General features: G+C 60.2%; 21 protein-coding genes. 19 read left to right on the top strand and 2 right to left on the bottom strand.

The annotated features are described in order from the left end of the window. The first annotated feature begins 16 nt into the window (after nt 1–16). The 19 genes from rpsG to ACTQW0_RS06275 all read left to right on the top strand — a co-directional run bounded on the left by rpsG (nt 17) and on the right by ACTQW0_RS06275 (nt 13459). Complete coding sequence (gene rpsG / locus ACTQW0_RS06365) at nt 17–490, top strand: 30S ribosomal protein S7 (RefSeq protein WP_006235013.1); 474 nt, start codon at nt 17–19, stop codon at nt 488–490. A gap of 19 nt (nt 491–509) precedes the next feature. Next, the gene (fusA, locus tag ACTQW0_RS06360) at nt 510–2609 is read left to right on the top strand and encodes an elongation factor G (RefSeq protein WP_154514697.1); all 2100 of its coding nucleotides are present in this window, start codon (nt 510–512) and stop codon (nt 2607–2609) included. A 60-nt stretch (nt 2610–2669) separates the two neighbouring features. Then, nucleotides 2670–2978 (top strand): 30S ribosomal protein S10, encoded by a 309-nt coding sequence (gene rpsJ / locus ACTQW0_RS06355; RefSeq protein WP_427717612.1) that lies wholly within the window; start codon nt 2670–2672, stop codon nt 2976–2978. 140 nt (nt 2979–3118) lie between these two features. Continuing rightward, nucleotides 3119–4273: a cation diffusion facilitator family transporter gene (locus tag ACTQW0_RS06350; RefSeq protein ID WP_427793410.1), complete on the top strand. Its 1155-nt coding sequence runs from the start codon at nt 3119–3121 to the stop codon at nt 4271–4273. Nucleotides 4274–4312: 39 nt separating this feature from the next. Beyond that, nucleotides 4313–4933 carry a histidine phosphatase family protein gene (locus tag ACTQW0_RS06345; protein WP_427727116.1) on the top strand — a complete coding sequence of 207 codons (621 nt, stop codon included), beginning with the start codon at nt 4313–4315 and terminating at the stop codon, nt 4931–4933. A 458-nt stretch (nt 4934–5391) separates the two neighbouring features. Further along, nucleotides 5392–6012 carry a 50S ribosomal protein L3 gene (gene rplC, locus ACTQW0_RS06340; RefSeq protein WP_089572481.1) on the top strand — a complete coding sequence of 207 codons (621 nt, stop codon included), beginning with the start codon at nt 5392–5394 and terminating at the stop codon, nt 6010–6012. A 46-nt stretch (nt 6013–6058) separates the two neighbouring features. After that, nucleotides 6059–6685, top strand: a complete 627-nt coding sequence (rplD, locus tag ACTQW0_RS06335; RefSeq protein WP_441567389.1) for a 50S ribosomal protein L4 — start codon at nt 6059–6061, stop codon at nt 6683–6685. Continuing rightward, complete coding sequence (gene rplW, locus ACTQW0_RS06330) at nt 6686–6973, top strand: 50S ribosomal protein L23 (RefSeq protein ID WP_006235033.1); 288 nt, start codon at nt 6686–6688, stop codon at nt 6971–6973. Between the two features lie 179 nt (nt 6974–7152). After that, nucleotides 7153–7983 carry a 50S ribosomal protein L2 gene (gene rplB / locus ACTQW0_RS06325; protein WP_117583062.1) on the top strand — a complete coding sequence of 277 codons (831 nt, stop codon included), beginning with the start codon at nt 7153–7155 and terminating at the stop codon, nt 7981–7983. Between the two features lie 32 nt (nt 7984–8015). Next, on the top strand, nt 8016–8276 hold the full coding sequence (rpsS, locus tag ACTQW0_RS06320; protein WP_006235035.1) for a 30S ribosomal protein S19: 261 nt from the start codon (nt 8016–8018) through the stop codon (nt 8274–8276). A gap of 14 nt (nt 8277–8290) precedes the next feature. After that, on the top strand, nt 8291–8662 hold the full coding sequence (gene rplV, locus ACTQW0_RS06315) for a 50S ribosomal protein L22 (RefSeq protein WP_006235036.1): 372 nt from the start codon (nt 8291–8293) through the stop codon (nt 8660–8662). A gap of 6 nt (nt 8663–8668) precedes the next feature. Beyond that, a complete protein-coding gene (gene rpsC, locus ACTQW0_RS06310; protein WP_154514689.1) occupies nt 8669–9379 on the top strand; it encodes a 30S ribosomal protein S3 in 711 nt (236 codons plus the stop codon). Beyond that, complete coding sequence (rplP, locus tag ACTQW0_RS06305; RefSeq protein WP_427727118.1) at nt 9379–9816, top strand: 50S ribosomal protein L16; 438 nt, start codon at nt 9379–9381, stop codon at nt 9814–9816. Before rpsC ends, rplP begins: the two co-directional genes overlap by 1 nt. Further along, nucleotides 9816–10031, top strand: a complete 216-nt coding sequence (gene rpmC, locus ACTQW0_RS06300) for a 50S ribosomal protein L29 (protein WP_006235039.1) — start codon at nt 9816–9818, stop codon at nt 10029–10031. The genes rplP and rpmC overlap by 1 nt, the downstream gene beginning before the upstream one ends. Before the next feature lie 16 nt (nt 10032–10047). Next, nucleotides 10048–10308, top strand: a complete 261-nt coding sequence (gene rpsQ / locus ACTQW0_RS06295) for a 30S ribosomal protein S17 (protein WP_006235040.1) — start codon at nt 10048–10050, stop codon at nt 10306–10308. 118 nt (nt 10309–10426) lie between these two features. Continuing rightward, on the top strand, nt 10427–10795 hold the full coding sequence (rplN, locus tag ACTQW0_RS06290; RefSeq protein ID WP_117734331.1) for a 50S ribosomal protein L14: 369 nt from the start codon (nt 10427–10429) through the stop codon (nt 10793–10795). Between the two features lie 13 nt (nt 10796–10808). Then, nucleotides 10809–11114, top strand: a complete 306-nt coding sequence (gene rplX / locus ACTQW0_RS06285; RefSeq protein ID WP_006235043.1) for a 50S ribosomal protein L24 — start codon at nt 10809–10811, stop codon at nt 11112–11114. A 515-nt stretch (nt 11115–11629) separates the two neighbouring features. After that, nucleotides 11630–12709 carry a Gfo/Idh/MocA family protein gene (locus ACTQW0_RS06280; protein ID WP_441567387.1) on the top strand — a complete coding sequence of 360 codons (1080 nt, stop codon included), beginning with the start codon at nt 11630–11632 and terminating at the stop codon, nt 12707–12709. A 3-nt stretch (nt 12710–12712) separates the two neighbouring features. Beyond that, nucleotides 12713–13459, top strand: a complete 747-nt coding sequence (locus tag ACTQW0_RS06275) for a DeoR/GlpR family DNA-binding transcription regulator (RefSeq protein WP_427717633.1) — start codon at nt 12713–12715, stop codon at nt 13457–13459. A gap of 444 nt (nt 13460–13903) precedes the next feature. Here the strand turns inward: ACTQW0_RS06275 and ACTQW0_RS06270 are convergent, their stop codons facing one another. Both ACTQW0_RS06270 and ACTQW0_RS06265 read right to left on the bottom strand, forming a co-directional pair. Continuing rightward, complete coding sequence (locus ACTQW0_RS06270) at nt 13904–14563, bottom strand: RluA family pseudouridine synthase (RefSeq protein WP_233508892.1); 660 nt, start codon at nt 14561–14563, stop codon at nt 13904–13906. 15 nt (nt 14564–14578) lie between these two features. Beyond that, nucleotides 14579–17074: a DUF3656 domain-containing U32 family peptidase gene (locus ACTQW0_RS06265; protein ID WP_441564440.1), complete on the bottom strand. Its 2496-nt coding sequence runs from the start codon at nt 17072–17074 to the stop codon at nt 14579–14581. Nucleotides 17075–17364: the final 290 nt, after the last annotated feature.

Raw genomic sequence — 17364 nt, 5'->3', positions numbered from 1 at the left:
CTTAAGGAGATTTCACATGCCGCGTCGTGCAGCAGCTAATCGTCGTGAGGTTCAGCCTGACGCCGTTTACAACAACCGCCTGGTGACTCAGCTCATCAACAAGGTCCTTCTTGACGGCAAGAAGGCCACCGCTGAGCGCATCGTTTACACCGCTTTCGAGATCGTTGCCGAGAAGTCCGAGGGTGGCGACGCTCTCGCTACCTTCAAGAAGGCTATGGACAACGTCAAGCCCACGCTCGAGGTTAAGCCCAAGCGTGTCGGTGGCGCTACCTATCAGGTCCCGATGGAGGTCAACTCCCGTCGTTCCACTGCTCTGGGCATCCGCTGGATCGTCAACTTCTCCCGCGCTCGCAAGGAGAAGACCATGGCTGAGCGTCTCGCAAACGAGATTCTGGACGCTTCCAACGGCCTGGGCGCTTCCGTCAAGAAGCGTGAGGACGTCTTCAAGATGGCCGAGGCCAACCGCGCGTTCTCTCACTATCGTTGGTAAGTTAAGGTAAGGAACTAACATGGCTAAGGCTAAGCACAAGCTTTCCGATACCCGTAACATCGGCATCATGGCCCACATCGATGCCGGTAAGACCACCACGACCGAGCGTATTCTTTACTACACCGGTAAGACCCACAAGATCGGTGAGGTCCATGAGGGCGCTGCCACCATGGACTGGATGGTTCAGGAGCAGGAGCGCGGCGTAACCATTACCTCCGCTGCTACCACGTGCTTCTGGAACAAGGACGGTAAGGACTACCGCATCCAGATCATCGACACCCCGGGCCACGTTGACTTCACCGCCGAGGTCGAGCGCTGCCTGCGCGTCCTCGATGGCGCTGTCGCCGTCTTCGACGCCGTTGCCGGCGTCCAGCCCCAGTCTGAGACCGTTTGGCGTCAGGCTTCTACCTTCAACGTTCCCCGCATCGCCTTCATCAACAAGTATGACCGCGTGGGCGCTGACTTCTTCAACGCTATCGAGACCATGAAGGATCGTCTCGACGCTAACGCCGTGGCCGCTCAGGTCCCGATGGGCGCCGAGGACAACTTCTGGGGCGTCATCGACCTGGTCACCATGACTGCATGGGACTTCAAGGCCGACGAGAAGGGCATGACCTACCCCGAGCCGATGGATGAGATCCCGGCTGAGTTCGCCGACATCGCTGCCACCAAGCGCGAGGAGCTCCTCGACGCCGCTGCCAGCTTTGACGACGAGCTCATGGAGAAGATCCTCATGGAGGAGGACTTCACCGTCGAGGAGCTCAAGGCTGCTCTGCGCAAGGGCGTTCTGGCCAACGAGCTCAACCTCGTCTTTGTGGGCTCCGCCTACAAGAACAAGGGCGTTCAGGAGCTGCTCGACGCTGTCGTCGACTACCTGCCCAGCCCCCTCGACGTTGAGGCCGTCACCGGTACCGATCCGGAAACCGGCGAGGAGATCGTGCGTCATCCCTCCTTCGACGAGCCCTTCTCCGGCCTGGTCTTCAAGATCATGACCGACCCGTTCGTCGGTAAGCTCACCTACGTCCGCGTTTATTCCGGTCGCGCCGAGTCCGGCTCCTACGTGGTCAACGCCTCCAACGGTCAGCGCGAGCGCCTCGGCCGCATCCTCGAGATGAACGCCGCCGAGCGTATCGACCGTGACGACGCTTGCGCCGGTGACATCGTCGCCTGCGTCGGCTTCAAGAACTCCACCACCGGTGACACCCTGTGCGCCGAGGGCAAGGAGATCGTCCTCGAGAAGATCGAGTTCGCTAAGCCCGTTATCGACGTTGCCATCGAGCCCAAGACCAAGGCCGAGCAGGACAAGATGTCCCTGGCTCTGACCAAGCTCGCCGAGGAGGATCCGACCTTCACGGTGTCCACCAACCACGAGACCGGCCAGACCATCATCGCCGGCATGGGCGAGCTGCACCTCGAGATCATCGTTGACCGTCTGCTCCGTGAGTTCAAGGTTGACGCTAACGTCGGTAAGCCCCAGGTTGCCTACCGCGAGACCGCTGGTCACGACGTCGAGAGGGCTGAGGGCAAGTTCGTCCGTCAGTCCGGCGGTCGCGGTCAGTACGGCCACGCCGTCATCAAGCTCGAGAAGATGGAGGAGGGCTTCGGCTACGAGTTCGTCAACGCTATCGTCGGCGGCGTCGTGCCCAAGGAGTACATCCCGTCCATCGACAAGGGCATCCAGGAGGCCCTGAACACCGGTGTTATCGCCGGCTTCCCGGTCCTCGACGTTAAGGTCACCCTGTTCGACGGTTCTTACCACGAGGTCGACTCCTCCGAGGCCGCCTTCAAGATCGCCGGTTCCATGGCTATCAAGGACGCCCTCAAGAAGTCCGATCCGCAGCTGCTCGAGCCGATCATGGCTGTCGAGGTCGAGACCCCCGAGCAGTACATGGGCGACGTTATGGGCAACCTCTCCGGTCGCCGCGGCAAGATCGAGGGCATGGAGGATCGCAAGAACACCAAGCTCATCCGTGCCAAGGTGCCGCTGGGCGAGATGTTCGGTTACGCTACCGACCTTCGCTCCCAGACCCAGGGCCGTGCATCCTACACGATGCAGTTCGACTCTTATGAGCCTGCGCCCAAGTCCATCGTGGACGAGGTCATGAGCAAGAACGCCTAAGTTCGAGCTCCCTGTTACGTAATCCGCGAGAACATCTCTCGCACTCTTTGGAGGTTTAAGTTGGCTACCCAGAAGATCCGCATTCGCCTCAAGGGCTATGATCACGAGGTCGTCGATCAGTCCGCGAAGCTCATCGTCGAGACCGCTCAGAAGACCGGCGCTCGCGTTTCCGGTCCTGTCCCCCTGCCCACCGAGCGCAACCTCTACACGGTCATCCGCTCGCCGCACAAGGACAAGGACTCCCGTGAGCAGTTCGAGATGCGCACCCACAAGCGCCTCATCGACATCCTCGACCCCACCTCGGGCACCGTTGATTCGCTTATGCGTCTCGACCTCCCCGCTGGCGTCGACATCGACATCAAGCTCTAAGCTTTTTGCTCGATAGTGCGATTTGTAAGGCCGCAGCCCTAAGGGTTGCGGCCTTTTTTGTATCGATGGGGTAAAGGGTCTACACTACTGAGCTATTCGACAAACGAGTGTATGAGTAAAACTGTTGGGGGCAGATATAGATGGTCGAGTGGATCGTTCGTCGTGCGCAGGGCGACCGTGCGCGCGTGGGCACGTTGACGGGCGTGGTGTGTATTCTCGCCAATGTGGCACTATGCGCTGCGAAGGGTGCAATTGGCGTGCTGTCGGGATCGGTTTCGATTGTGGCGGACGCCATGAACAACCTGTCCGATGCCAGCTCAAACATCGTGAGCGTGCTTGGCTTTAAGCTGGCGGGCAAGCCGGCAGACCCCGAGCATCCTTACGGCCATGGCCGCTACGAGTATCTCTCGGGTCTGGTCGTGGCGGCGCTCGTGCTGCTCATCGGCCTCGAACTGGTGAAGTCCTCGTTTGAGCGCATCGTCCACCCCGAACCCGTCGAGTTCTCGCTTGCCCTGGTGGCAGTCTTGGCGCTTTCGATGGTTGTTAAACTGTGGATGGCGGCCCTCAACCAAAAGCTCGGTGACCGTATTGAGTCTGAGACGCTGCATGCGACCGCGCAGGATTCCAAGAACGATGTCCTTGCCACAGGCGCCGTGTTAGCGTGCGCAATTGTTTCGCAGGTGACGCATATCAATCTTGATGCTTGGGTCGGCCTTGCCGTTGGCGCCTATATTGGCTGGAGCGGTTTTGAGCTCATCCAGGATACGGTGAGCCCGCTTTTGGGTCAGGCGCCCGATCCCAAGCTGGTCGAACATATTCGCGGCAAGATCATGAGCTACCCTGGCGTTTTGGGCGTTCATGACCTAATGGTTCACGACTACGGCCCGGGCAGGAAGTTCGCAAGCGCTCACGCCGAGATGGCGGCCGAGGCCAGCCCGCTGGAAAGTCATGACACGCTCGATAACATTGAACAGGCATTTAGGGACGAAGACGACATGATTGTCACGCTTCACTACGATCCCATCGTGACCGATGACCCCAAGGTGGCGAGCATGCGCTTGCGCATTCACGCCATGGCCCAACAGATCGATAGCCGCCTTTCGATTCATGACCTGCGCTGTGTGCCGGGTCCTACGCACACTAACGTGATCTTTGACTGCGTGCGTCCCTCGGATTTGGGCATGGGGGCCGATGAGCTCAAGCACGCGTTGGCCCAGAGGGTCGAATCGGAATTTCCCAAGTCGATTGCCAAGATTACGATCGACGATGACTACGTAGGGCATACCCACGAGTAGGTCTGCGCCGGCAAAGCACGTTATACAGAAGGGGAGAATATGAAGAGGCTGTATCTGCTCCGCCACGGCCAGACGGAATTCAACGTCAAAAAGCTCGTCCAGGGTCGCTGTGATTCACCGCTTACCGATTTGGGCCGTCAACAGGCCCAAGCGGCAGCCGAATGGCTCAAAGCCCACGGCGTCGTCCCCGACAAAGTGGTCTCATCGCCTTTAGGCCGAGCCATGGACACGGCAAGTCTCGTCGCATGCGAGATCCTCGGTCCGGATGCCACTGTCGAGCCCTGCGAAGGCATCATCGAGCGCGGCTATGGAACCTTCGAGGAAGGCCCGCACGACGCATTGCCTACCGACGTTTGGGATCCAGGCGAGGATTTGGTCCCCTTCGGAGGAGAAGGAAGCCGCGCGCTGCAAGAACGCATGGTAGACACCCTCACCAATCTCATGGGCGCCGAGGGCATCGAAACCCTTCTAGCAGTAAGCCACGGCAGCGCCAGCCGCCAATTCATCAAGGCTGCAGCTCCAGAGGGCTTCGAGCTCCCAGCAAAACTCCCCAACTGCGCCATTATGATCTTCGATTTCGACGATGCGCGAGAAGAGGACGATACGCCCCAATGCAAGTTCACCTTGCAGCAAATTGTGGATCCCCAACAAAGTCATTAGCTGAGCGAGCAGAGTTAAGCAGACATCAACGTGTCGTTCCCAGTGTGCGGCGGAGGGGGCGGGCCTGAGACATATTAAGGTTGTCGCGAGTTCCGCACGAACAGGAGAGCACTTAATGTGCTCTCCGTCGTGAGCAGGACTGTAGAGCAGCAACCTTAATATGTCTCAGGCCCGCCCCCTCCGCCGCACACTGGGAACGTGCCACGCACTTTACCTGCGTAAACAATGTGAGTGAAATATGAATCTCGATGGATACGCCCGCAGCCGTGTATACTAAACAGCTGTGTGAAACCAGGGGAGTATTCTGGCTGGACAAAATGCCTGCTTAATAGGGTTGTCAGGTAGTTCGGACGCAATACAAGGCTGGGGAGCACGTTGTGTAAGTAGTGGTCCTCTAGGGGCGTACGCTCGGTGGTGTACGCATTGTCCCAAGACCACGCGAGAGTTGGGATCATATCTTGATCAGCATGATTCTCGGCCGCAAGATTGGCATGACCCAGGTTTGGGACGAGAACGACAACGTCGTTCCCGTCACGGTCATCCAGGCTGGCCCCTGCGCTGTCTCGCAGGTTAAAACTCAGGCAACCGACGGCTATGACGCCGTCCAGATCGGTTTCGGCGACATCAAGGCCAAGAACGTGAACAAGCCCATGGCTGGTCACTTCGCCAAGGCCGGCGTCGAGCCTGTCCGCTTCCTTCGTGAGGTCCGCGTCGAGAACGGCGAGGAGCACAAGGTCGGCGAGGTCGTCACCGTCGCTGATTTCGCTGATGTCGAGAAGGTCGACGTCATCGGTACCTCCAAGGGTAAGGGCTTCCAGGGTCGCATCAAGCGCTGGGGTCAGCGCCGCGGTCCTATGACGCATGGTTCTCACTTCCAGCGTCACCCCGGTTCTATCGGTCAGTGCGCCTATCCTGCGCGCGTCCTCAAGGGCGTCAAGATGGCCGGCCACATGGGTAACGAGCGCGTTACCGTCAAGAACCTTTCCGTTGTCCGCATCGATGCCGAGCAGAACCTCATCTTGGTCAAGGGCGCTGTCCCGGGTGCCAAGAATGGTCTCGTCGCCATCCGTATGGCCTAAGGGCCCAGCCCATTTAGCCCAGCGTCATACCAAGGAGAACACTTAAATGGCAAAGTTTGAAGTAAAGAACAGCGAGGGCAAGAAGGTCGCCGAGGCCGAGCTCGCCGCTGAGGTGTACGGCATCGAGCCGAACATCCACGTTATGCACCACATCGTCAAGTGCCAGACTGCCTCTTGGCGTCAGGGCACCCAGTCCGCTAAGGGCCGCTCTGAGGTTTCCGGTGGCGGCAAGAAGCCTTGGCGTCAGAAGGGCACCGGTCGTGCCCGCCAGGGTTCCATCCGTGCTGCCCAGTGGCGTCACGGTGGCGTTGTCTTCGCCCCCAAGCCCCGTTCCTACGCTAAGCGTATGAACAACAAGGAGGTCAAGCTGGCTATGCGCTCTGCGCTGTCCGCCAAGCTGGCCGATGGCGAGCTCGTGCTCGTCGACGACTACGGCTTCGAGAAGCCTTCCACCAAGGCTGCCGTTGCCATGCTCAAGGCTCTTGGCCTTGAGGGCAAGCGTCTGACCATCATCGTTCGCGATGAGGACGTCAACGCCTACCTGTCGTTCCGCAACATTCCCAAGACGTTTATCATCACTGCCGACGAGGCCAACACCTATGATCTCGTCAACAACAACGCTGTGCTGATGCCCGCCGACATCGCCGCTCACTTCGGGGAGGTGCTTGCATAAATGACCGCCCACGAGATCATCATCCGTCCGATCGTGTCCGAGCGTTCTTTCTCCGGCATGGAGCAGAACAAGTACACGTTCGAGGTCGCCAAGGATGCTAACAAGTATCAGATCAAGGACGCTGTCGAGGAGATCTTCGGCGTCAAGGTCGTTCGCGTGAACACCCTGACGGTCAAGCCCAAGACCAAGCGCGTGCGCTATGTCGCCGGCAAGACCCGTTCTTGGAAGAAGGCCATCGTTACGCTGGCCGAGGGCGACACCATCGAGGTCTTTGGCAACCAGGCCTAAGACTCGCTGCTGTTGAGTGAGCTCATGCCTCCCAAATAGGGGAGGCGAGAGCTCAAGGTTTTGGGCGTATAAAATGGACACGCCCGGAACCGTGTATACGTCCGGTGTCATCGCACCCGAGGCAGAACCTCGAATCCCTGTCTGCGATGGCTAACGGATACCTATTGAAAGGGATTGTAATGGCTGTAAAGCACCTTAAGCCGACCTCCGCTGGTAGGCGTTGGCAGACGATCTCCGACTTCTCCGAGATCACCTGCACCAAGCCCGAGAAGTCTCTTCTCGAGCCCCTGCCCAAGAAGGCCGGTCGTAACAACAACGGCCGCATCACCACCCGCCACCAGGGCGGCGGCGTGAAGCGTCGTTACCGCGTGATCGACTTCAAGCGCAACAAGGACGGCGTGCCCGCCAAGGTTGCCACGATCGAGTACGATCCGAACCGTTCCGCTCGCATCGCTCTGCTGCACTATGCTGACGGTGAGAAGCGCTACATCCTGGCCCCCAAGGGCCTCGAGGTCGGTCAGACCGTCATGTCCGGTTCTGACGCCGACATCAAGCCGGGCAACGCTCTGCCCCTCGCCGACATCCCCGTCGGTACGCTCATCCACGCCGTCGAGTTCCAGCCGGGCAAGGGCGCCGCTATCGCCCGTTCCGCCGGTAACTCCTGCCAGCTGATGGGTAAGGAGGGCAAGTACGCCATCGTCCGTATGCCTTCCTCCGAGATGCGCCGCATCCTCGTTACCTGCCGCGCCACCGTCGGTGAGGTCGGCAACGCCGATCACGCCAACATCGTCATCGGCAAGGCCGGCCGTAAGCGTCACATGAATGTGCGCCCGACCGTCCGCGGTACCGTTATGAACCCTGTCGACCACCCGCACGGCGGTGGCGAGGGCAAGAACCACACCTCTGGTCGTCCCTCTGTTACCCCCTGGGGTAAGCCGACGAAGGGCCTTCGTACGCGCAAGAAGAAGAAGGTCTCGAACCAGCACATCATTCGTCGCCGTAAGAAGTAATTTCGGATACCGAGTTTTAGGAGAAAGCACTTATGAGCAGAAGTCTCAAAAAGGGCCCGTTCGTGGAGACTCGCCTTCTCTCGCGTATCACCGCGATGAACGAGGCTGGCAAGAAGGACGTCGTGAAGACCTGGTCCCGCGCGTCCACCATCTTCCCCGAGATGGTTGGTCACACCATCGCCGTCCACGACGGCCGCAAGCATGTGCCCGTGTATGTTACCGAGTCCATGGTTGGTCACAAGCTCGGCGAGTTTGCGCCGACTCGTACGTTCCGTGGCCACAAGGCCAAATAGGGGGTTAACCGTAAATGGCAACTAAGTCTATTGAAACTGAGGCCACCGAGGTTCGCGCCGTCGCTAAGTACGTGCGTGTTTCCCCCAGCAAGGCCCGCCTGGTGGTCGATCTGATCCGCCGCAAGCCTGTCGCTCAGGCCTTCGACATCCTCCACTTCTGCGACCGCGCCGTCGCCGTGGATGTCGAGAAGGTTCTCCGTTCCGCCGTTGCGAACGCCGAGAACAACAACGGTCTGCGTGCCGACAACCTGGTTGTCGCTGCTGCCTATGTTGACGAGGGTCCGACGCTTAAGCGCATCCGTCCCCGCGCCAAGGGTTCCGCTTCTCGCATTCTGAAGCGTACTTCCCACATCACCGTCGTCGTTGCTCCTCGAAAGGAGGCGTAAAGCTGTATGGGTCAGAAAGTCTACCCCACCGGCTTCCGTCTTGGCATCACCGAGAACTGGCGCTCCCGCTGGTTCGCAGAGAAGGATTACGCTAAGACCCTCGGTAACGATCTCGAGATCCGCAAGTACCTCGAGAAGCGTCTCTCCCGCGCAGCTGTCTCCCGCGTCGAGATCGAGCGCGCTGGCGACAAGGTGAAGGTCATCATCTTCACCGCTCGCCCCGGCGTTGTCATCGGTAAGAAGGGTGCCGAGATCGATACCCTCCGCACCGAGCTCGAGAAGGTCGCTGGCGTCTCCAAGGGCCAGCTCTCCGTCGACGTTGTCGAGATCAAGCGCCCCGAGCTCGACGCCAACCTCGTTGCTCAGTCCATCGCTGAGCAGCTCGAGGGCCGCGTTGCCTTCCGTCGCGCTATGCGCAAGGCTGTCCAGTCCGCCCGCAAGGCCGGCGCCAAGGGCATCCGTATCCAGTGCTCCGGTCGTCTCGGCGGTGCCGAGATGGGCCGTCGTGAGTGGTACCGTGAGGGTCGCGTGCCTCTGCACACCCTCCGTGCCAAGATCGACTACGGCACGGCTGTCGCCAGCACCACCATGGGTGCCTGCGGCGTGAAGGTCTGGATCTACCTGGGCGAGAAGCTCCCGGGCCAGCCTGTTCCCAACCCTGCACTCGAGGGCTCTTCCCGTCCTCGTCGTCGTAACTCCGAGAGGAGGGGTCAGTAGTGCTTGCCCCTAAGCGTATTCTTCACCGCAAGGTGCAGCGTGGCTCCATGAAGGGCCAGGCCAAGGGTAATACCGAGCTGCATTTCGGCGAGTTTGGTATCCAGGCTCTCGAGGCCCATTGGATCACCAACCGTCAGATCGAGGCCGCTCGTGTTGCCATGACCCGCTACATGAAGCGTGGCGGTCGTGTCTACATCACGATCTTCCCCGATAAGCCCATCACTAAGAAGCCTGCCGAGACTCGCATGGGTTCTGGTAAGGGTAACCCCGAGGAGTGGGTGGCCGTCGTCAAGCCCGGCCGCATCATGTTCGAGGTCAAGGGCGTGCCCGAGGAGGTCGCTCGCGAGGCTCTGCGTCTGGCGCAGCACAAGCTCCCCATCAAGACCAAGATCGTCGCTAAGCCTGCCGCTACAGAGACGGCCGAGGAGGAGAACTAATGAAGCCCGCAGAGATTCGTGAGCTCTCGGACGCTCAGCTCGTTGAGAAGCTGAAGGAAATGCGCGCCGAGCTCTTTAACCTTCGTTTCCAGATGGCCACCAGCCAGCTGGACAACACCGCTCGCGTCAACACCGTGAAGAAGGACATCGCTCGCGTCCTCACGGAGCAGCGCGCCCGCGAGATCGCAGCGGAGAAGTCCGCTGTCGCCGAGTAGGACCTAAGGAGAGAACATGACTGATTCGCGTAACTCGCGTAAGGTCCGTACGGGTGTCGTTACCTCCGTCTCCGGTGCCAAGACCATCGTTGTCACCATCACCGAGCGCAAGCGTCACCCCAAGTACGGCAAGATGATGACCAGCTCCAAGAAGCTGCACGCTCACGACGAGGAGTGCACGGCTGGCGTGGGCGATACCGTCCGCGTTATGGAGACCCGTCCTATGTCCAAGATGAAGCGTTGGCGCCTCATCGAGGTCGTCGAGCGCGCTAAATAAGCAGTCGCTCTTACGACTTGTACGTTTCCGAAGATGTGCGTATGCCTGGCTTGCATACCACGGGCCGTATAAAGGCTGCGCACCTCTCTTCGGTTCTTAGTTCGGAGGAACATCTACCATGATTCAGATGCAAACCATGCTGAACGTCGCCGACAACTCCGGCGCTCGCAAGATTCGCTGCATCAAGGTGCTTGGCGGTTCCAAGCGTCGTTATGCAGGCATCGGCGATGTGTTTATCGGTGCTGTCCAGGAGGCTACCCCTGGCGCCAACGTCAAGAAGAAGGACGTTGTCCGTTGCGTCGTCGTTCGCACCGTTAAGGAGATCCGCCGCAAGGATGGCTCCTACATTCGCTTTGATGATAACGCCTGCGTTGTCATCAACAACGATGGTTCGCCCGTCGGCACCCGTATCTTCGGGCCCGTCGCTCGCGAGCTTCGTGACAAGAAGTACATGAAGATCGTCTCGCTCGCTCCCGAGACCCTGTAGTTAGGGGAGATATATGTATATCAAGAAGGGCGATAAGGTCCAGGTTCTCTCTGGTAAGGATCGCGGCAAGCAGGGCGTTGTCCTGCGTGCTCTCCCCGCCGAGAACAAGGTCGTTGTCGAGGGCGTTTCGGTCGTCAAGAAGGCCGTCAAGCCCAACGCTGCCAACCAGCAGGGCGGCATCGTTTCGCAGGAGGCTCCTATCGATGCCTCCAACGTCAATCTCGTTTGCCCCGAGTGCGGTAAGGTTACCCGCGTCGGTCACGAGAAGGACGGCAAGAACAAGCTGCGCGTCTGCAAGAAGTGCGGCCACAAGTTCTAAGCTGCCCGCAACATCTAAGTTGCTAGCAAAGGCCCGGATGCCACGGCACCCGGGCCTTTTTCTATCCCTACTCATTGGGTACTCATTGGGGACAGACATAAATGACTAGTCGTTGGGGACGTTCTTAAACGGCTGGTTGATGGGGACAGTCTTGCCACGAAAGCGTCGTACGGGGAACGCCCCCAGGTTTCGGCAGCCTGGGACAGTCCTTATGTGCCGGCAGTTAGGGATGATCTTTTGATGTCTGATGCCCCTAGGGGGCAGAGTAAGACAGCCTGCTTTGCCTTTAGGGGTTTTGTTGTTCCGCCTTTTTCTGCATCATAACGATCGATGCATGCGTATTTACGCACAGAGTCTTGCGCGATAATGCGCATAGCCGCGCAAATATCTGCTAATAATGGTTTAATAATAACCGATAAACAAATAAACACGCAAATACAAGCAAATACGCGCAAATTTGTGCGAATATAAGGCTGTTGGAAATGAAGAACTTCCGGTGACTCAGGAGGCACATGATGACAGATTCCAAACAGGCTCCGCTCGACGCCGAAGCAGCCGCTAAGGCGGCGTTTGCCTCGGTCCAGCATCAGCCGTTCCCTAACGACATCTTTACGGCTCCCGAGCTTCGCTGGGCTGTGATCGGCTGCGGCGTTATCGCCAATCAGATGGCCCAGTCTCTCGCCCTTGCCGGCCGCAAGCTTGCGGGCGTCGCCAACCGTACGCTTTCCAAGGCCCAGGCTTTTGCCGAGCAGTATGGCGTCGAGAAGGTGTACGAGACGGTTGAGGACCTCTACGCCGATCCCGACATCGACGCCGTTTATATCACCACGCCGCATAACACGCATATCACCTACCTGCGCGCCGCTCTGGCAGCTGGCAAGCACGTGCTCTGCGAGAAGGCCATCACCCTCAACTCCGCCGAGCTCGACGAGGCACGTGCCATTGCCGACGAGCATAACGTGGTCCTTATGGACGCCACCACGGTGCTCCACATGCCCTTGTATCGGGAGCTGTGCCGCCGCATGGATGCCGGCGAGTTTGGTCGCATGAACCTCGTTCAGCTCAACTTTGGCAGCTACAAGGAATACGGCGACCTGACCAACCGTTTCTACAATCGCAACCTTGCTGGCGGTGCCATGCTCGATATTGGCGTGTATGCCCTGTCCGTCATGCGCCTCTTTATGGCAAGCCAGCCTGTTGAGGTCGTTTCGCTCGGCAACACCTGTGAGACCGGCGTTGACGTTGCGGGCGGCATCGTCTGCCGTAATGCCGAGCAGCAGCTGGGCGTGGTGAGCCTTACACTTCACTCCAAGCAGCCCAAGCGCTCGGTCATCAGCTTTGACAAGTGCTATATCGAGGTCAACGAGTATCCGCGTGCCGATCACGCGACCATCGTGTGGACTGCGGACGGGCACCGTGAGGAGGTCCACACCGGCACCGAGGCATACGCTCTGTGCTACGAGATGGCCGACCTGGAGAAGGCCGTTGCCGGCGATGATTCGAAGCGCGAGCTTCTGGATTACGCTTCTGATGTTATGGAGCTTATGACCAAGCTCCGCGCCGACTGGGGAGTCGTGTACCCCGAGGAGGAGTAAGCGATGCTTGCGGAGGATAGGCTCAACGCGATCGTGTCGATGGTCCAGCAGGCTGGCTCGGTTACTGTGCAAGAGCTTGCCGATACCCTGGGCGTAACGGCGTCTACCATTCGGCGCGACCTGCAGACGCTCGATCGAGCGCACCGCATCGCCAAGGTCCACGGCGGAGCGACGAGTCTTGAGCGCGCACACGTGACGCGCGACCTAACGCTCAATGAGCGCAGCGACCTCCATAACGACGATAAGGAGCGTATCTGCGCCCGCGCCGCGGCGCTGGTGGAGCCCGAGAGCTTTGTATACATCGACTCGGGCTCGACGACGCTCAAGCTCATCGAGCATCTTCCACACCTTGAAGATGTCACCTATGTGACCGATTCCGTGCTCCATGCTCAGCACCTCGCTTTGCGCGGCATGCGTACCGTGGTACTAGGCGGCGAGCTCAAGCCCGAGACCGAAGCACTCGTTGGCCCCGATGCCTTGGCAACCTTAGACCGCTACAACTTCAACTGTGGCTTTTGGGGTTCTAACGGCATTGCCGCCGAGCAGGGCTTCACGGCGCCCGATATCGAGGAGGCGCAAGTAAAGCGCATCTCGATGCGCCATACGGCCAAACGCTTTGTAATCTCTGACGCCAGTAAATTTGGCATGGTGGCGCCTGTCAAGTTCGCGGACTTTCGCGACGCAACGATTATTACCGCGGGCGAGGTGCCCGCCAAGTATCGGGCAATGGACAACGTCATCACGGTCTAGCGACGGGACAAGGCCAAAACCATCACAAAGGTGCCTGTCCCCATTGTGGTAGTTAGTAACGAAAACCGAGTAGTTTTCTCAATAGAAAAGCGGCAACGTCCATCACAGGCGTTGCCGCTTTCGTTGTCCGCCGGTTTGTCTAAGTCTGTAACAACTGGACCGTTAAAAGTGGGTTAGATGTTACAGATTGAGATACTTCCGAACCGCACCATTCCTTTGTCTCAATCTGTAACATCTGGGACCGATTTTGCCGAGTTATTGTTACAGATCGAGATTTTCCCTTGAGGGGGATTTGAATGTCTCGATCTGTAACAGATAGACCGGAAAATGGGTTCTAACTGTTACAGATCGAGATGTTTTGGGGTCGCGGCTGAGCCATCGTGGCGGCTTGACGTTTGCCCAGATAAAACCTGCCAAAATAAACCTGTCCCTTTTTGGCAGGTTTTAGGGCTCCCAGGGGCAGGGGGCTTCGATGTGGATGTGCTCGCCGGTTACGGGATGGGTAAAGGATACGCTGTGGGCGTGGAGCATGAGGCCACAGGGGCGCGGCGTTCCGTACAGGTCGTCGCCAACCAGGGGATGATGCTCGCTTGCCAGGTGCACGCGGATCTGGTGTTTGCGGCCGGTGAGCAGCTCAACATCGATATACGAACGGGTGGGCAGGCCTCGACGGCTCTTAAGGCGCTTGAGCACCTTGACGCGCGTCTGCGACGGCTTGCCGCTGGCGCCGACGCGCATCTTGCGGCTATCGTGGCGGTCGCGGGCGATGGGCTTGTCGATGAGTTTTTCGTTCCAGTCGATCTTGCCCTCGGCGAGCGCCAGATAGTGCTTTTCGAAGGCGTGGTCGATGACCATCTGGTCAAAGGCGGGCTGCGTCTGCTTGTCGAGCGAGAACAACACTACGCCGGTAGTGTTGCGGTCCAAGCGGTTGAGCGGCTGCATGTCGGTCGCGGCAAAGCCGTCGCCCATCGCCAGCAAAAGGTCGCTGGCATAGTCGGTAAGCGTGCGCTCGCCGGTGCCGTCGCCGTGGACGATCATGCCGGCGGGCTTATCGATGGCCATGAGCCAGGCGTCGCAGTAGAGGACTTGGGGTTCTTCGTTCACGTGTAAGCCTTTCGGTTAGCTAATTCCCACAAACATGCAGCCCGAAGTGGCGCCGCGCAGGCGGGCGGCGGGCTTACGGCCGGCCTGCGCGGCCTCGACGGCGCGACGGACGCGTGCGACGGCGCGGCCAATCTCATCGGCCTCGAGCAGGGTTCCGTCGACCATGAGACGGCGCACGCCGGCGTCGAGCAGCTGTGGAACCTGCGGTGTGAGGTCGATGGGGTAGGCGTCGTACAGGCGCGAGCGGCCGTGGATGTCGGTACGCACCGGCATGACCTTGCCGTCGATATTCTTGAGCGACAGCTTGCGGGCGCGCAGGCGGCAGTGGGCACAATCGTGGATGCAGCCATTGGCCACCTGCAGGATGCAGTGCTCGCTCGTCATAACGCGCGGGCGGCCGAAAACGGTGATGCCCAGGGCCGCGGGCGCGGAGGTACCAAGCGAGATAATCTCGTCGAGCGTGATCTCGGGCGAGAGCCAAAACGCCCCGGCTCCGCGCTCGGCGAGTGCCTCCATGCAAGGCGTGTTGTGCACGGGCAGGCAAGAGCGAATCTCGGCCGTGGCACCAACCTGGGCGGCCAGGGCAAGCTCAGAGATGTTGCCAATAGCGACCGTGGCACCGGCAACGACCCACGGGTCGACGCGCGCGTGGTCGACGGCGCGGCAGACCTCATCGAGCACGGGAACAATACCCTGCTCAAACGCATCGGCGGGGGAGAGCTCGGCCGCATCGAGCGCGTCGGTGGTCATGTAGATGCGCGCGGCTCCCTCCGCGCGCGCTGCCTCGGCGGCCTCGAGTGAGGTGACGGTGGCGCAGATCTGCGGCTCATCGCGGTAGTGCTCGGGCGCGGGGCGGGAATCACTGGTGACAATCGCCGGCAGCTCGAGCGTGTGGGCGCGCTCCTCGTAAGGCGCCAGAATGGCCTCCTCGAGCGCCTTGCAAGCGGCGGCGCGCACTTTGTGCACAGCGGAGAAGCCCATGCCACAGCCCTCATCGAGCGCCACGTCAAAGCTCGCGGCCTCAAAGGGCGAGGAGCCCATGCGGCCCACGTGCTCCACCAGATCGGATGCCTCGACGGCGCGGGTCTTGGCGGCCTCGACGGTAAAGCCGGTGGCGGTGGCGGTGAGCGTGGGGTCGTCGCAGCAGGTGAGCGTGACGGTAAACGGCTCGCCCAGACGCGCCGCGACGGACACGTCTACGGCGCGGCGGCGTAGCACATCGCGCTTGAGCGCGGCGCCGGCAGCGTCAATGGCGCGCTGGCTGCGAATCACACGAACGCGGCAGCCCTCGGGCATGCTGCGGGGCACGTGGCACTCGATGATGTCGCCGGCGGCGGCATCATCGGCGGCGATGGTAGTCAGGAACTGATCGAACTCGTCGTCGTGGCGAAGTTCCAACAAGTCGCCCTTGCCCACGGGCTCAAACAGCTCAATGCGGGCGATGGCGGCGCGGCGACGACGGTCGTCGGGTTTGAGCCCGCGCACGTCGCGGTTGGCCATACGGCTGCCCAGCACCGTGCCCACAATCTGGCCGCGGTTGTTGGAGCGCTCGTAGCTCATCATCTCGTCGCCCGAGGTGCCGTCCTGATAGGCGTGCGTAAAGTCGCGGTTAAAGCAGCGCTTGAGTTGGCGCTGGCGAGCGGCGTCCTCGTCCTTATCTACGACGGCCCCGGCCAGCATGTCATCGATCTGATGACGATACACATCGACGATGGAGTACACGTAATCGGGCGCCTTCATACGGCCCTCGAGCTTGAGCGATGCGGCGCCGGCGTCATACAGGCGGCGAACAAGCTGTGAAGTGTTGGTATCGCGCGGGCATAGCGCGCGCTCGCGACCGGCAGGGGAGAGCGAGTGGCCGTTCTCGTCAATTAGCTCGTAAGGCAGGCGACAGGGCTGGGCGCACATGCCGCGGTTGGCCGAGCGGCCCGCCATGGCAAAGCTCGAGAGCAGGCACAGGCCCGAGTAGCAAAAGCAGATGGCGCCGTGGCTAAAGACCTCCAGGTCAACGTCGGGCGCGGCGTCGTGGATGGCGGCGATCTCGTCGATGGAAAGCTCGCGCGAGAGGGTCACGCGGTCGGCGCCCTGCTCGTGGCACCAGATGGTTCCACGGTCATCGTGGATGTTCGCCTGGGTCGAGATATGGGTCTCGATGCCGGGCATGGTGCGCTTGACCTCAAAGAACAGGCCCCAGTCCTGGATGATGAAGGCGTCGGCGCCCAGCGTGGAGCAGCGGTGGATGAGCTGCAGTGCATCGCTCATCTCGGACTGCTTGATGACGATGTTGACCGTGACGTAGACGCGCGACCCGGCCAGGTGCGCAGCACGGCAGGCCTGCTCAAAAGCCTCATCGGTAAAGTTGGTGGCCTTGCGGCGGGCGTTGAAGCTGCCCATGCCGCAGTAGATGGCGTCTGCCCCGGCGGCGAGCGCGGCGGCAAAGGGCTCCGGGCCTCCGGCGGGGGCCAGAAGCTCGGGCCTGCGGTTGGTGGTTCGGCTGGCGGTTGCGGTCATATCCTGCCTTTCAAAATGCTCAGATACACAAAAGTATAGTGGCGCCGTCGCGATGGGCGATGCCCGCAGCCTAAGCAGGACAAAGTCTTCAGCAGCCTGGGCTGGCTGACCCCGTGGAGAACCGTTCAGCGGTTCGGGGAAACCGCTGGGCGATAAAATATTATCGCAATCTGATAATTATCTTGCATCTGGCAAAATCATCCCCTACTATCCCAATCAAGCGCGGTGTTCAGACCGAACTGTGCCTCCCGGTGCGAACGCCGCGCTCACGCTCTCTATTTGATCGTAAG

Origin of the sequence: Collinsella sp. LCP19S3_B7 (assembly GCF_052121795.1) — a bacterium.
GTDB lineage: Bacteria > Actinomycetota > Coriobacteriia > Coriobacteriales > Coriobacteriaceae > Collinsella.
Note: the sequence above shows the minus strand (reverse complement) of the source record. Positions and strands in the feature narration are given on the sequence as shown.